A 14,046-nucleotide genomic window follows, 5' to 3' on the forward strand; every position below is an offset into this window, starting at 1 on the left:
CCCATGAAAAATGTTTGTTGATAGTCCGACAGATATCAGAATCGGAAGTAAAGGAAAGGATTGTAGGTATCGCCCACAAGTGAAACGGTGGAAGCGAAAAGAATGAATGCCAGGAAAAGCATCTTTACTGCGCTTACCAGAGTAAAGCTTGCGGCAGATTTCTTTGCCAGCTTCTCGCCGAAAGCGGAAATGCCCTTGTAAACAGGCATACAGATGATGATAGCCGCAATAATGAGCCACAGGCTGCCTTTGAGCTGTGATTCTGTGAGCAGATCGGTGGCGGCAAGTCCGTTTTTGCCGAACATTGCGCCGAAGCAGGCTCCCATTTTTGAGGTATCGGTGAAATAGAATATCATCCAGCCGAATATCACCGCAATGAGCAGGTAAATGTGACCGATGATCTTAGGCACTTTTTCAAGGACTTTCAGCAGGAATGTCTTTTCGATGACCAGCAGAACGCCGAAGTAAAGGCCCCACATGATAAAGTTCCAGCTGGCGCCGTGCCACAGACCCGTGCAGAACCATACGATGGCGATGTTCAGCAGCTGATGCTTCCTGTTGCCGCCCAGGGGGATATACATATAGTCACGGAAGAATGTTCCCAGCGAGATGTGCCATCTGCGCCAGAAATCGGTTGCGGAAGCTGATATATAGGGGTGCTCGAAGTTTTCGGGAAAGTGGAAGCCGCACATAAGTCCCAGACCGATAGCCATATCGGAATAGCCCGAAAAGTCGTAATATATCTGGAGAGAATAAAGGATAACGCCTGACCATGCCGCAAGAACTGAGGTGGGAGCGGTATCAAAGGTCAGAAACTGCGTTGCCAGCTGACCCATGGAGTTTGCGATAAGTACCTTTTTGCCCAGACCGAAGATAAGTCGGGTGATACCGTCGCTGAATTCGTGTATCTTTACCGAACGGTTCTCTATCTCACGGGCAACGGTGTTGTAGCGCACGATAGGGCCTGCCACCAGCTGGAAGAACATGGAGAGATACAGCAGATATCCGAAGTAATTTTTCTGCGCCCGTGCCTTTTTGCGGTAAACATCGACCACGTAGGTTATGGACTGGAAGGTGTAGAAAGAAATTCCTATTGGCAGGTGGAAATCAGGCACAGGCAGGCTGAGCGACAGCAGAGTGTTTATGCCGTCAACTATCATTCCGCTGTACTTGAACACACCAAGTATTGACAGGTTTACTGCACAGGACACGATAACGCCCAGCACGGCGATCTTTTCGTCCTTGTGCTTGTCGATAAAACGACCGTTAAGAAAGTCAAATACCGAACTGAATATGAGCAGACCCACCCACACAGGCTCGCCCCATGCGTAGAAAAACAGGGAGAAAACTATCAGCACGGCGTTTTTGAGTTTAGTGTTCCGAGCGGCAAAGTAGCATATCAGAAACAGCGGCAGGAACACATACAAGAAGAATATATCAGAAAAAACCAAGCTCTCACGATCCTTTATAACATAGATACAAGTATTATACCACAGGAATGTTTTTTTTTCAACAGCGAAATACATAATATACAGAAAATTTATGAGCGCATTTTGCCATAAAATCGGCGCATCTGTCAAAAAGGCAGATGCGCCTGAAGCTTTATTGAACATGAACTGTCTGCGGGCCGAGGATAAGGTCATAGCTTTCGCCGTCAGCAGTTCGTCTTTGTCCTTCACTTGATATACAATCCTACAGGGCAAAATGTTACATCATTCACGAAGAATAAATATGGGTATAGGAGGACAGTTGGGGCGGTTGGAGAAATCCACGGTAATAACGGAATATTCGGCACTGTCGATGGTCTTTACAAATTCAAGGAGAGCTTCCTTTTCCTCAAAGCCCGTGTCCCTGCCGTAGTAAAGTATCATGGAGATAAGTCCGCCCTGCTTTATGAGCCGAAGAGCTTTTTTCACCGCTTCAATGCTGGTGTCCTTCATAGTGTGTACGGTGTGGTCGCCGCCGGGAAGCCAGCCAAAGTTGAAGGTGATGCAGGAAACTGTGCCCTCCTCCGCATAGCTGTCCATCTGTGTGTGGCTGCCGAGGATAAGCTCCGCACGGCTTGAAAACCCCTTTTCTTCAAGGAGCTTTGCGGTGCTGTCAATGGCTTCCTGCTGGATATCAAAGGCGATGATCTTTCCGCTTTCACCTGCAAGCCCGCAGAGATATGCGGTGTCGTTTCCTCTGCCTGCGGTAGCATCTATGCAGATATCCCCCTCATGGACACGGGAGGCAATGACCTTTCTTGAAATATCAAGTGCGTTGAATGTTTTTCTCATAATTATTCCTTCCCTGCGTATATACAAAAAATTCCGCCTGCCGATAAACAGGCGGAATTTGCCGCAATTTATTTTAATTATCAGACTGTCTGAGCCTCGGGCTTTGTCTCAGGCTCGCTTGTCTTGTCCTTGAAAACAAGCTTCAGCAGAACGGGAGTTACCACTGTGGTGAACACTACCATTATGATAACGGGAGCAAAGAACTTGTCGGACATAAGTCCCACAGCCTCGCCCTTGTTGGCAACGATAAGTGCCACCTCGCCTCGTGATATCATGCCCACGCCTATCTGGAGAGACTCTTTAGAGGTATATTTGCATATCTTTGCGCCCAGTCCGCAGCCGATTACCTTTGTAAGTGCAGCCACAACACAGAGGAGAACTGTGAAGAGAACGATCTCGCCGTTCATCTTTGGAAGCTCGACCTTAAGACCGATTCCTGCGAAGAAGATAGGGGAGAGGAGCAGGTAAGAAAGTGTATCAAATCTCTTGGAGATGTACTCGGATTTCTTTGTGCCCGAAAGAGCAAGACCTGCGAAGAATGCGCCTGTGATATCGGCAACTCCGAAGAATACCTCTGCGCAGTATGCAAGAACGAGGCAGAAAACAAAGCTGATAACAACATATCTTCTGAGCTTTACAGCACTGTTGTCTGTCCACTTCTTGAATGCGTAGTGGTAGCCCACAGCAGCAACAAATGTGAATGCGAAGAAGCCGAGGATCTTAAGCAGCACGATGCCGATGTTTACGCTTTCGTCAGCCATGCTTATAACTACTGTAAGGGCGATGATGCCGAGGATATCATCAATGATAGCCGCACCCAGTATTGCGTTGCCTGCACGGGTGGAAAGCTTGCCCATTTCTTTCAGTGTCTCAACAGTGATACTTACGGAAGTAGCTGTGAGAATGATGCCGATGAAGATATTCTGGAGCATAACGTTGGAATCGGTGCTGTCGTTAAAGAAGTAAGCAACTGCCGCACCGCCTGCCAGAGGAACCAGAACGCCTATGAGGGCGATAAGGAAAGAAGCCTTGCCCGAGCGCTTTAACTCGTCGATGTCGGTCTCAAGACCTGCTGCGAACATAAGTACGATAACGCCTATCTCAGAGAGATTGCTGAGCATCTCCGTTGAGTGGACTATGCCAAGACAGGCAGGTCCAAGAATAATGCCCGCAAGCAGCGCACCTACTACCTGGGGGAGACGCACTACCTTTGAAAAAAGACCCAGAACCTTTGTGCTGAGCAGTATCAGTGCGATAGAAATTAAATAGCTGTAATCCTCCATGACCATACATCCTTTCTCATCTTATATCCTTCCATACCTAATTACAATGTCCTTAAATACAACGATATGAATTATAGCATAATATATATTAACATTCAAGCGATATTTTTTAACGACGAAAATTCTCAAAATATGTCTATCATTAACGGGCTTTTTATGCTGACTTTGTGCAAAAGCTACATATAAAAATAATGCGCTTGGAGAAAATATATAATGGGCTTGTTATATATCTTGAAATGCAAATGAAAGTCAATAAAGATGAGAGTAAAATTTGTATGTAAATTTATCAAAAACGGCAAAAATGTTCATATATAATATGCTTTTTTAGGGTAAAATATATTTAATTGTACGTTTTGCGTTAAACCGGTCGTTTCAGGCATCAGAAGGAGACAGTTTATGACTGAAAGAAAGAAAATAGGGCTTATTATAGTAAATCCCGAATCAATATATCAGCAGCGTGTAATGAACGGCGTTTTCAGCAGATGCGATATGTACGGATATGATGTTGCAGTGTTCTGTCCGCTGGTAAATGCCAAGCATTATTACAGAAATTATCTGCTGGGCGAGCTTAATATTTTCAATCTGGCAGATTTTGATAAGCTGGACGGTGTTATCCTTACTCCACTTACTTATGATACAGAGGGAAACAAGGAGCAGACCGACCGCCTTGTGCAGCGCATAAAGGAAAGCGGTAAGCCTGCTGTGACCCTTGATCTGCCCATGGGCGGCTTTGAGATGATATGCACCGATGACCGTTCCGCAATGGCAGATATAACCGAGCATATCGTAGGTGTGCACGGCTGCAGGGACATTGTTATCCTTGCGGGTATGAAGGACTATTATGTTACGGACGAAAGACTTGAAGGAATAAAGGACACCTATGCCGCTCACAATATCCTCTTTGACGAGAGCAAGGTATTTTACGGCGATTTCTGGTACACAGGCGGCGAGGCTCTGGGGGATAAGATAATTTCTGGAGAGATACCCAGACCCGAAGCTGTGATATCCATGAGCGACCATATGGCTATGGGTCTTGCAAACAGGCTCATGGAAAATGGCATAAGAGTGCCTGAGGATATAATAATCACAGGCTTTGACTGCGTTCCCGAAAGTGCCATCAATACTCCCTCCATCACGTCATATGTGCCTGCGGCGGCTCAGGCTGCGCAGAAGGCTGTGGCAAGGCTCCATGAGCTTATCGAGAATGTGGGACCCGACCCCAATGAAAAGTGGGAGTTTGAAAAGGGTCTGTTCATCGGCAGCAGCTGCGGATGTCCCGAGAATGTTTAGCACGTCAAGGATTCCATCAACAGCCTGATTTATAATGTTAATGAGAATTTCGGCAGAAAAGATATCAACTTCTCCGTGGATATCGGCAGACTTGTCGAAAGCTATATGTTTGAAAATCTTACTGCTGTTGAATCGCCCGATGAATGTCTGGGCGAGATATTCAAGGCTACATATCTTATATCGCCCTATGAGAATTTTTACCTTTGCCTCGATGAGGACTGGCTGGATACCGACAAGCAGATAATAAGCGGCTATCCGGAAAAAATGAAGCTTATGCTTCATGCCATTTACGGCGATAGCGTTACAAAGGGTACATTTATGGACGTCGATTCCACTTCCTTTGATACAAAGCTAATGCTGCCCGACCTGTGGATAGAGCATGACAAGCCGTCTGTTTACTACTTTGCGCCCGTTCACTTCAGTGAGCATACCTTTGGCTACGGAGTGCTTCAATGTTCGCTGGAAAGCAAGACCAAGATAGGTATTGTTTTCAGGAACTGGATAAGAAATGTGAACAATGCCATAGAGCTTACCCGTGTGAGAAGCCGCCTTACCGCCTTTTCTCAGAGAGACGCTATGACGGGACTTTACAACAGGCGTGGAATGGAAGCAAGGATCAGAGAAATGCTTGAACGCCCCGGTGCCGATACCTGCCTTGCGTTTGTTATCGACATGGACGGACTTAAATATGTTAATGACCACTATGGCCATTCCGAGGGGGACTATGGCATCAACGCTATCGCCACCGCTGCCCGTCTCATTACCCGAAACGATGAGATATGCGTAAGGGCAGGCGGAGACGAGTTTTACATTATCGGCTTGGGTGATTATTGCGGAGCGGATATGCTTGCAAGGATAAACAAGTTCACAAACGCTATTGCCGAGGAAAACAAGACCTCGTGCAAGCCCTATGAGATATCCGCCAGCATAGGCGGCTGCTGTGCAGAGCTTACGGCTGATATGACAATAGAAGATGTGGTGCATAAGGCTGACGCAAATATGTACGAAAACAAGACAGCAAGGCAAAAGCTGCGCAGATGATATGCGCAGGAAAAGGAAAGATCAGATGAAGAGAACTTTTGCACGGGCGGGAGTATTCGTATTCTTTGCCACCGTGATAATAGTAAGCCTTGTGCTTATAAAAAAGGGTGATCCCGATTCGGTGGAGACGGTGAACACCATGCCCGAGGAGTACCACACTCAGTCGGACGTTATTTCCGAGCCTGAGGAGACTGATGCAAGGTACGGCCATGACATTGAATTTGAGGAGTATCCCGAGGAAGAGACGGAGACGGAGGTGCTCCCCGAGGAGACTGCCGATTATCCCGAAGCTCCCGAAGAAGCGGCGGAAGAGGCTGCCGAAACCACGGTAACATCAGTGTCACGCACCATAATCACCAGCCGTCAGCGCAAGGATTATGACAGCAACTCCGTTTACATTGATATGGAAAATATCCTGCAAAATCCTGAGCTGCCTGTGGGCTGCGAGATAACCGCACTTACAACTCTTCTGCGCCACTATGGATTTGACGCAGAAAAGACCGACATGGCAAAAAATTATCTTCCCACCTCATGGGGCAATGCCCGCACAGCTGATGGGAAGCTTTACAAAGACAGCTTTTTCGATTATTTCATAGGCGACCCTTTTTCAAGAGGCTACGGCTGTTTTTCGCCCGCCATTGAAAAGGCGGCAAACAAGTACATATCATCTCACGGCGGGGGATATACGGTTAAAAACATATCCGGCTGCCACCCTGATACATTGTACGAATATCTTATCGCAGGCACGCCCGTTCTCTGCTGGGCAACCGATGGCATGATAGAGCCTGAGTATTACGAAACATGGTACGACAATGCCACAGGCGAAAAGCTGGACTGGTACCTGAACGAGCACTGCTTTGTGCTGGCAGGCTTTAACATCGCAAATTCTACCGTTACCCTCAATGACCCCATGAAAGGCATTATCGACTACAATATCGATAAATTTGAGATACGCTTCAAGCAGATGTATTCTCAGGCGATAGTGATCATCCCCGACAGTGCCGAGGCAGTGACTGAGACTGCGGCGGTCGTTACCGAAACGGAAGAGCTGCCCGAGACCTCAGATGTATCTGCCGATATTTCCGAGGAAATATCTTCCGAGACCACTTCCGTAACGGAAGAGACCACAGAGACGGAAGAGACTGTCACTATCCCCTCCGAGACCGAGCCGCCCGCTGACGAATCGGATTTCTTTACGGGAAGCTTTATATACGACTGAAAAAGCTGCTGTGCCGAGATATCGGTGCAGCAGCTTTTAACTTTTAACCTATTGTCTTTTCGCTTACAGGCAGAACCACCATTGCGGTGAAAATTCCGTTTTCCGCAGTGTATTCAAACATACCCTTGTTCTCCTCTGCGGCATTCTTTGCAATGCTTATGCCCAGACCCTTGTGGATATGCCCCTTGCCTGCGGCAATTATATCGTTCTGGGCGTTCTCGTTGTAGTGATTTGTTATCCTTACGTTCAGGCAGCCTGCATTTTCGGTGATATCAACTGTTATTTCCCTGTCATTTTCATCTGCGCTGCCTGCGCCCTCAATGGCATTGTCCAGCAGATTTGCAAATATGGAGCTGAGGCAGTATTCGCTTACATCGGGATAATGCTTTACGCCTGTGGAATTTACCTTTATTGAAGCATCGTTATCCTTTGCCACCTGATATTTGAGCGAAAGAATGGCATCAAGCATCTGAATACCTGTTATATTGTTCCTGAAAGGAACGGAGGTGCGGGAGATGAGTGTTTTCATATAGCTGTCAAAGCGTTCTGTTTCGCCGCTTTTGTTAAGATAATCAAGGGCGGAAAGATGATTGAGCATATCGTGCTTTATGGTGCGTATGCTTTTTTCGGCAGACTTCTGCTGTTCCAGCTGCTGCTCCAGAAAGTCATTTTTCAGGTTGGAGTAGTTAAGCTCCGCTTCTGTGGAAAAGTACTTGCAAAGGTTAAAGAACAGAACCAGCACCAATATCATTACTATCATATATGATGAGCACATTACAACGACCTGAAGGTGGTCCAGTGCTGTGATAACTGTCGAGGTTATCTGACCGAAGAACAGATTTGCGAATGAAAGCAGCAGAAGTATGATATTAAGTATGATGCTGTATTTCAGAGGAACGTTGAAATCAAGCTTACGCAGGAAAAATGCACTGCAAATAACTACCGCCATGGCAAACAGCTTGGAGATTATTCCCAGCACCAGATATATCATGGAATCGGGTGTAACGACAGACATCATCGGCGTGCTTGCCGCAGCTGCGATAAGGTTTGCCGATATGATATCGCAGGCTATAAGCTCATAGCAGCCAAGCAATGATATCATAAGCGAGTTTTGCCATTTGATATCAAAAACACATAAGCAGGCTATTGTATATGCCGCAACTGTAAGAGTAGTTTTGATGTGCAGCGGCAGGTTTATTACAAGTATCGTGAATGCACTTGCAGCTGCTGTTCCGAGAATAAAACTGAGGACCGCTTTTAACCCCTTGAAGCGGGTCCTGAACATAATGAGAAACATTATAACGATTATAACAGCTTCCATTACGGTGAAAAGGTATAGCATTTTTAATCAGTACGCCCCTTAGACATAGAATAATCAGAGTATCTCTTTAAAAAATCCTTACGTCTGTGCTTGCTGACGGATATCTGTTTGTTAAGCTGATCTATATAAAGCTCTTCACCTGTAATTCTTGAAATGCAGTTCATATTGACAATGTAGTTCTGATGAGGAACGGCGAAAGGCAGTTTGTCGAATTTCTGGATTATTTCACGCCACAGACCGCATTTTATCCTGTAGCAGCCGCCATCAACGGTGTTGAGGTATGCCTTTTTCATGATACATTCCAGATAGGCGATGCGGGAATAATCGTAGTTCACACGCTCGCAGCGATTGTCCGATGTGAACACGCAGAGCTGGACGTAATCAGGCTCGCTGGCATTGATGTTGCCCAGTACTCTTATGATGTTATCCTCAAACTTTTCCGCAAGATTGTATTTTGAGAGAAAGCCGTTGGCGTTATAATCGAAGGCATTGACTATCTCGTCCTCGTGGGAGGTGAAGAAGATAAGCTGGCAGTTGGGATATGCTTTTTTCAGTTTTAAAGCGACCTGCTTGCCGTCGATTTCAGGCATATCTATATCAAGGAAAACGATATGGGGAACAGTCTCGCCCTTGTCGATAAGCTCCACAAAATCGCTGCTGCTCTTGAATTTTATACACTGATATTCAAGGTTATGCTTTGACATCACCCTGTTTGCTTCATCGAAAATGATATCAAGAAACACCGCCTCGTCGTCGCAAACTATGATGTTTACCATATATCTTTGTCACGTCCTTTATATCTGAAATACAATACACATATTTATTATACAAATTTATTATACAAAATTTTTCCGTTGATTTCAAGTGATATTTCAAAAAAAGTCGAAAAAAAGATGAAAATCGGTCATCTATCGTTTCCTGCACAAAAAGTCATCGGATACAGCATATAAAGATATTGAAAAAATGAATTATGTATGGTACAATAAAAATATGCAAATATACAGCGAAAGGAGAGCTTTTATGAAAAAATTACCTGCGATACTGTTTGCGGCTGCAGCAGCGATGGTGATGTGTTCCTGCGGTGATGCGGATATCTCTTCCGTTACGATGGAGGGGGAGAAGATAAAATCTGCTTCCAAGGGAGTAAAGATAACCGCCGTTACCGACAATATCACAAAAACTACGGGAAATCCCCTTATCTCCAATATTTTCTGCGCCGACCCTACGGCTGTGGAATATGAGGGCAGGCTGTATGTTTACGGCACCAACGATCAGCAGCAGTATGAGGCTGTGGGCGCCGAGGGCAGCAATACATATGAGCATATAAAGTCACTGGTCATGCTTTCCACCGATGATATGGTAAACTGGACATATCACGGCACTATCGACGTTGGTGAGATATCCCCGTGGGCAATAGCTTCATGGGCGCCGTCAGTGGTATCGAGAGTTGAGGAGGACGGCAAGACGCATTTTTACCTTTACTATTCAAACAGCGGCTGGGGAGTGGGAGTGCTTACCGCAGATTCTCCCACAGGGCCATGGACTGACCCTCTGGGCAAGTCTATCATTGACGGGAATACAAAGGGTCTGGACGGCTGCAAAACTCCCTTTGACCCGGGCGTTGTCATCGACGATGAGGGCACAGGCTGGCTCTCCTTCGGCGGCGGAGAGGACAGCGCAAGAATAGTCCGACTGGGCAGCGATATGATATCCCTGGACAGCGATATCAAGAAGATACCCTCGCCGTATCATTTTGAGGCAAGCGAGTTGAATTTCATCAACGGAACATATGTCTATACATATAACAACGACTGGAGCACCCACCTGAAATGGAATTATCCCAAGACTGAGCGTGCGCCTGCGTGCAGTATGGCGTATCTGACCACCAAGACCCCTCTTGATCCCGACAGCTGGGAGTATCGTGACTATTACTTCAAAAATCCCGGAGAAGCGGGAATGGAGTACAGCAACAACCATACTCATCTCCAGAAATATAAGGACAGATATTATTTGTTTTATCATTCGCTTTTCCTACAGAAAGCGCTGGGCACAGAGGGCGGCTTCAGAAGCCTGTGCGTAAATGAGGCTGTGGTCGATGAGGAGACTGTTACCATCGGCAGAGTGAATGCAGACAAGAACGGTGCAGAGCAGATAAAGCCTCTTGACCCATTTGCCGTAAATCAGGCAGAGACCGCCTTTTCCTCAGCAGATGTTTCCTATAACAACACGGACGTTGCGGGAAATATGACCGTTTCATCTTCTGCTGACGGCGGCAAGGCTGCTGTTGTATGGGTAAAGGGAGCGGATTTTGGCAGCGGAGCGTCCTCATTTGCGGTAAAAGCAAAGGGCAAGGGCAGGATAGAGGTGTATCTTGACGGAAAAGATACGCTTGTTGGTGCAGCCGAGTTTGACTGCAAGGATATGAAAATTGTCTGCGCCAAGCTCAAAAAGAAGATAAGCGGAGAGCATGATATTTATTTTGTTATTTCTCAGAATGCCGAGTTTGATGAGTGGCAGTTTGTGAAGTGACCATATAAGAAAAAGTTTACACCCTTACACAAAAATCGGCTGCCTCATACTCACATATGAGGCAGCCGATTTATATTATAGAAGACTTTTATGGCAATATCTTATTCAGCGAAGAGAGGAGTGGAGTAGTATCTGTCGCCGCTGTCGGGGAGGAGAGCAACAATGGTCTTGCCCTTTGCCTCGGGACGCTTAGCGATCTGGATAGCTGCGTAGAGGGAAGCACCGGAAGAGATACCTACAAGGATACCTTCCTTCTTAGCAAGGAGCTTTGCGGTAGCAAATGCGTCCTCGTTGGTGATAGGCATTACCTCGTCATATACGGAGGTATCAAGAGTGTCGGGAACGAAGCCTGCGCCGATACCCTGGATCTTGTGAGAGCCTGCTCTGCCCTGGGAAAGAACGGGAGAGTCGGAAGGCTCGATAGCTGCAACCTTAACGTTGGGGTTCTTGGACTTAAGGAACTTGCCTACGCCTGTAACGGTTCCGCCTGTACCAACGCCTGCGGTGAAGTAATCAACCTGACCATCGGTATCTTCCCAGATCTCGGGACCTGTGGTCCGGAAGTGCATCTCGGGGTTAGCGGGGTTAACGAACTGACCGGGGATAAAGCTGTTGGGGATCTCCTTTGCAAGCTCATCAGCCTTTGCAATAGCACCCTTCATGCCCTTTGCGCCCTCGGTAAGAACGATCTCTGCGCCGTAAGCCTTAAGGATATTTCTGCGCTCAACGCTCATTGTCTCGGGCATTGTGAGAATGGTTCTGTAGCCCTTGGCAGCTGCGATAGCGGCAAGACCGATACCTGTGTTGCCGGAAGTAGGCTCGATGATTACGGAACCGGGCTTAAGAAGACCCTTTTCCTCAGCAACTTCGATCATGTGCTTTGCGATTCTGTCCTTAACGCTTCCTGCGGGATTGAGATATTCAAGCTTAACGAGAACCTTAGCCTCAAGACCAAGTTCCTTTTCAATGTTTGTAACCTCAACGAGGGGAGTCTTACCGATGAGTTCAAGTGCGCTCTTATAAACCTTTGACATAATAAATTCCTCCTGAAAAATCATTTAAATTATATTTAGTATTTTTAGTTTTAAATTATTTGATTCTGAAACGGTGTGAGCTTATCAGCTTCAGCATCGTGCGATGCCGCCGTCAGCGGAAAATATATGCTTCATAACGTCGCCTCTCAATATCATACTTAATCTATATGATTAGTGTAATATTACTATACAACATAAATTCCTGTTTGTCAATAGGAATACAATTCTTTTGTAGATATGCACATATAATTTGGCTGAATGTGGTGTTGTCGATGTTGATGTTGCACAAGATATGCTTCGGATATCATATATTATATATGGTTATGGCGGGGTAGATAAAAAAATCCCTTTGTTTATACTTTAACAAATGGGATAGCTTTAATGAATGCTAAAATAGCATAACAAAAGCCGAAGAGCATATATTTGGTGAGCTTTTAGCTTGGTACGAAGAATACAAATAAAGGGTATGATCTCAACGGCAAATACTCAAAAATTTCTCGCTCTTTACGGGCGGAAGAAATTTTTGACACCCATGCTTGCAAAAAACTGAGCCAAAATGCCCTGCTTTGAGAAAGCAAACAAGCAAATATTAAAAATAAAAAGCCCCTCAAACCACGTATTATAGTGGTTTAAGGGGCTTTACTCTTTGGAGCTTGTGACGGGACTCGAACCTGCGACCTGCTCATTACGAATGAGCTGCACTACCAACTGTGCTACACAAGCATATCCAAAAGATATAACACATTATACCGCATTTTGAAAGCGATGTCAAGAGAAAATCCGATAATTTATGAAAAAGCGGACAGTATGGCAGCTGTCCGCTTCGGAGTTTCTTTTATACAATGTAATACTAAGAACCAATTAAAAATTATACAAAAAATCGAGCATAATTTTGCGTATATGGATTATGCGATGATTTTTTGTCTATAGTTTTATTGGTGATTAGTATAATATCAGTTTCTTCTTTCCCTGAGCTTCAGAGTGCCTGCCTTTACCGCACGGCAGTAGTCCATAACATCGTTGAACTTTTCTGGGGACTCAACTCCGCCGCCGAACCATCTGGTCGTGGTACTGTGAGCGTCCGAGCCTGCGGTCACGGGGAGATCGTACCACTTGGCATACTCAGCCGCACGATGATTGAAGTCGCTGTCTTTGGGGTGGGAGGCGTTGATTATCTCCACCGCATCGGTGAAATGGGGGCAGTGGGTGGTGCAGTGAATGTAATCGCGGTCCCTGAACGGGTGAGCCTGAACCACGAAAGCTCCGCAGGAGCGGGCATATTCAAGAAAGCGCCACAGCTCCATATCCAGTATGCCCTCGTTCTTTTTCAGCCACTGCTTGTCAAGACCGTATATAAGATAGTCGGAACCGCCGTCGCCGAACTCTATGCCGAAAAATACGTCCAGACCTATCTCGTCGCCCCTTGCCTTGGCGTGCTCGTAGCCCTTGCAGTAAAGCTCCACACGCTCTTCCCACGGCAGATCATGGGGTACGGAGCTGTTTCCGTTGAAAAAATGGTCGGTGATGATTATTCCCGTATAGCCCTCCGCCTTATATTTGTCAGCCATCTGAACGGCAGTGCACTCGGCGCAGGCGCTTGCTTCGGAGGTGTGCATATGTGTTTCGTAGATATACATTAGAACCGTTCCTTTCAGTTTTCCTCAGGGTGCAGTTTTTTGTGTTCCTTTTCAAGCTCGTCCATAAGCTCGGTAAGGGTCATCTTCTGATTGCAGGCGGTGACAGCTGCTTTCAGCGGGATATTTCCCAGTCCCGATGCACGCATGGAATCAAGCACCTTGTTGAGCTGCTTGCCGTCTATGCAGGAGAATATGACGCATCTGCCCTCACGCTCCAGCTTTTCGCCGCATGATGAAAAGCCCGAAAAGCCTGCAAGATAGCCCACCTTTTCACAGGCGCAGTCATGTGGAAGTTCGTTTATTCCTATTTTCAGCGGCTGTGCGCAGGAGCGGAACTTGTCTGCGTCCTCCGAACCGAAGCCGTAAAGAAGTATCTGAGCCTTGAGTGCGTTCATTATCCTTGATCTCATAAG

The 14,046-nt window shown here is 46.3% G+C and carries 12 protein-coding genes and 1 tRNA gene; 4 read left to right on the forward strand and 9 right to left on the reverse strand.

All coding sequences use genetic code 11. From position 1 onward, the window contains the following. Positions 1-35: 35 nt before the first annotated feature. The 3 genes from OCV68_RS00675 to OCV68_RS00685 form a co-directional block, all read right to left on the reverse strand. On the reverse strand, positions 36-1,451 hold the full coding sequence (locus OCV68_RS00675; RefSeq protein WP_262570118.1) for an MBOAT family O-acyltransferase: 1,416 nt from the start codon (positions 1,449-1,451) through the stop codon (positions 36-38). A 261-nt stretch (positions 1,452-1,712) separates the two neighbouring features. Beyond that, the gene (locus tag OCV68_RS00680) at positions 1,713-2,279 is read right to left on the reverse strand and encodes a class I SAM-dependent methyltransferase (protein ID WP_262570119.1); all 567 of its coding nucleotides are present in this window, start codon (positions 2,277-2,279) and stop codon (positions 1,713-1,715) included. 80 nt (positions 2,280-2,359) lie between these two features. Further along, positions 2,360-3,562 (reverse strand): cation:proton antiporter, encoded by a 1,203-nt coding sequence (locus OCV68_RS00685; protein WP_022474995.1) that lies wholly within the window; start codon positions 3,560-3,562, stop codon positions 2,360-2,362. A gap of 396 nt (positions 3,563-3,958) precedes the next feature. On the opposite strand from OCV68_RS00685, the gene OCV68_RS00690 reads away from it, so the two are divergent. The 3 genes from OCV68_RS00690 (at position 3,959) to OCV68_RS00700 (ending at position 7,112) form a co-directional block, all read left to right on the forward strand. Beyond that, on the forward strand, positions 3,959-4,852 hold the full coding sequence (locus OCV68_RS00690) for a substrate-binding domain-containing protein (RefSeq protein WP_262570120.1): 894 nt from the start codon (positions 3,959-3,961) through the stop codon (positions 4,850-4,852). Between the two features lie 75 nt (positions 4,853-4,927). Beyond that, on the forward strand, positions 4,928-5,893 hold the full coding sequence (locus OCV68_RS00695) for a GGDEF domain-containing protein (RefSeq protein WP_262570121.1): 966 nt from the start codon (positions 4,928-4,930) through the stop codon (positions 5,891-5,893). Between the two features lie 25 nt (positions 5,894-5,918). Further along, positions 5,919-7,112, forward strand: a complete 1,194-nt coding sequence (locus OCV68_RS00700; RefSeq protein ID WP_262570122.1) for a C39 family peptidase — start codon at positions 5,919-5,921, stop codon at positions 7,110-7,112. 43 nt (positions 7,113-7,155) lie between these two features. Here OCV68_RS00700 and OCV68_RS00705 read toward each other — a convergent pair whose 3' ends face one another. After that, positions 7,156-8,454 carry a sensor histidine kinase gene (locus tag OCV68_RS00705; RefSeq protein WP_262570123.1) on the reverse strand — a complete coding sequence of 433 codons (1,299 nt, stop codon included), beginning with the start codon at positions 8,452-8,454 and terminating at the stop codon, positions 7,156-7,158. A 2-nt stretch (positions 8,455-8,456) separates the two neighbouring features. Next, complete coding sequence (locus OCV68_RS00710; RefSeq protein WP_022474999.1) at positions 8,457-9,209, reverse strand: LytR/AlgR family response regulator transcription factor; 753 nt, start codon at positions 9,207-9,209, stop codon at positions 8,457-8,459. A 244-nt stretch (positions 9,210-9,453) separates the two neighbouring features. Here OCV68_RS00710 and OCV68_RS00715 point away from each other — a divergent pair, with 244 nt between their 5' ends. After that, entirely contained in the window at positions 9,454-10,962 is a 1,509-nt protein-coding gene (locus OCV68_RS00715; RefSeq protein WP_262570125.1) for a glycoside hydrolase family 43 protein, read from the forward strand. A 101-nt stretch (positions 10,963-11,063) separates the two neighbouring features. On the opposite strand, the gene cysK is transcribed toward OCV68_RS00715, so the two are convergent. From cysK to OCV68_RS00735, 4 genes are all read right to left on the reverse strand, one after another. Further along, the gene (gene cysK, locus OCV68_RS00720) at positions 11,064-11,996 is read right to left on the reverse strand and encodes a cysteine synthase A (protein ID WP_022475001.1); all 933 of its coding nucleotides are present in this window, start codon (positions 11,994-11,996) and stop codon (positions 11,064-11,066) included. A 647-nt stretch (positions 11,997-12,643) separates the two neighbouring features. Beyond that, positions 12,644-12,719: transfer RNA gene (locus tag OCV68_RS00725), tRNA-Thr, on the reverse strand. A gap of 230 nt (positions 12,720-12,949) precedes the next feature. Next, positions 12,950-13,633 (reverse strand): PHP-associated domain-containing protein, encoded by a 684-nt coding sequence (locus OCV68_RS00730; protein ID WP_262570126.1) that lies wholly within the window; start codon positions 13,631-13,633, stop codon positions 12,950-12,952. A gap of 14 nt (positions 13,634-13,647) precedes the next feature. After that, the gene (locus OCV68_RS00735) at positions 13,648-14,043 is read right to left on the reverse strand and encodes a DUF3783 domain-containing protein (protein WP_262570127.1); all 396 of its coding nucleotides are present in this window, start codon (positions 14,041-14,043) and stop codon (positions 13,648-13,650) included. Positions 14,044-14,046 lie beyond the last annotated feature (3 nt).

The sequence above is a fragment of the Huintestinicola butyrica genome, assembly GCF_025567215.1.
Taxonomy (GTDB): Bacteria; Bacillota; Clostridia; order Oscillospirales; family Ruminococcaceae; genus Huintestinicola; species Huintestinicola butyrica.

What these genes read in the sequence shown, in the direction of transcription:
- OCV68_RS00680 (WP_262570119.1), bottom strand. Translation starts at nt 2,279, where the DNA reads ATGAGAAAAACATTCAACGCACTTGATATTTCAAGAAAGGTCATTGCC.
- OCV68_RS00685 (WP_022474995.1), bottom strand. Translation starts at nt 3,562, where the DNA reads ATGGAGGATTACAGCTATTTAATTTCTATCGCACTGATACTGCTCAGC.
- OCV68_RS00690 (WP_262570120.1), top strand. Translation starts at nt 3,959, where the DNA reads ATGACTGAAAGAAAGAAAATAGGGCTTATTATAGTAAATCCCGAATCA.
- OCV68_RS00700 (WP_262570122.1), top strand. Translation starts at nt 5,919, where the DNA reads ATGAAGAGAACTTTTGCACGGGCGGGAGTATTCGTATTCTTTGCCACC.
- OCV68_RS00705 (WP_262570123.1), bottom strand. Translation starts at nt 8,454, where the DNA reads ATGCTATACCTTTTCACCGTAATGGAAGCTGTTATAATCGTTATAATG.
- OCV68_RS00710 (WP_022474999.1), bottom strand. Translation starts at nt 9,209, where the DNA reads ATGGTAAACATCATAGTTTGCGACGACGAGGCGGTGTTTCTTGATATC.
- OCV68_RS00715 (WP_262570125.1), top strand. Translation starts at nt 9,454, where the DNA reads ATGAAAAAATTACCTGCGATACTGTTTGCGGCTGCAGCAGCGATGGTG.
- cysK (WP_022475001.1), bottom strand. Translation starts at nt 11,996, where the DNA reads ATGTCAAAGGTTTATAAGAGCGCACTTGAACTCATCGGTAAGACTCCC.
- OCV68_RS00730 (WP_262570126.1), bottom strand. Translation starts at nt 13,633, where the DNA reads ATGTATATCTACGAAACACATATGCACACCTCCGAAGCAAGCGCCTGC.
- OCV68_RS00735 (WP_262570127.1), bottom strand. Translation starts at nt 14,043, where the DNA reads ATGAGATCAAGGATAATGAACGCACTCAAGGCTCAGATACTTCTTTAC.